Consider the following 504-nt stretch of genomic DNA (forward strand, 5'->3'; position numbering starts at 1 on the left):
ATCACCATCATAGCAGGGAGAGAGTCCTTTTTGCATGACATTTGCTTTTTTCTACCGCGCTTCGCTTGGTGGCCCCGACGAGCGTCGCGAACAAAAGTTCGCAACCCTCGTCGGGGATCATTTCGGAATGTCACCCACAAATATTTTACTCACACTTTCGGATGAAGAGATTCAACTGATTGCCGAAGCGGTTGGGTATCGTGATTCGTCTCGAACCTTTACGTTGCGCGAGTTGATTCACTTCTTCCTGCTGGCCGCCATGCATCAATGGAAAAGCTTTCGCCACGGAGCCGATGTGGGGCCTCTGTATGGATTGCCGCGATTCCATTATTCAACTGTATCCAAGAAAGCGAAAGAAGTTCCCTATGACATCATGAAACGCTTGTTGGCGTTGATCATTTCCAAGTGCAACCGCCAAACCCGCCGTTCGCTTCGGTTTCCCAAACCGCTTCGGGTGGTGGATTCGACGACCGTCACGGTCGGGAAAAACCGCCTCCCATGGGC

1 protein-coding gene is annotated in these 504 nt (G+C 51.6%); it reads left to right on the forward strand.

The annotated features are described in order from the left end of the window. Positions 1 to 127: 127 nt before the first annotated feature. Positions 128 to 504, forward strand: a 377-nt coding sequence (locus ACFPOH_RS10720) for a transposase (RefSeq protein WP_465270743.1), incomplete at its 3' end; no start/stop codon positions are given.

The sequence above is a fragment of the Ureibacillus suwonensis genome, from assembly GCF_042655065.1.
Lineage (GTDB): Bacteria > Bacillota > Bacilli > Bacillales_A > Planococcaceae > Ureibacillus > Ureibacillus suwonensis.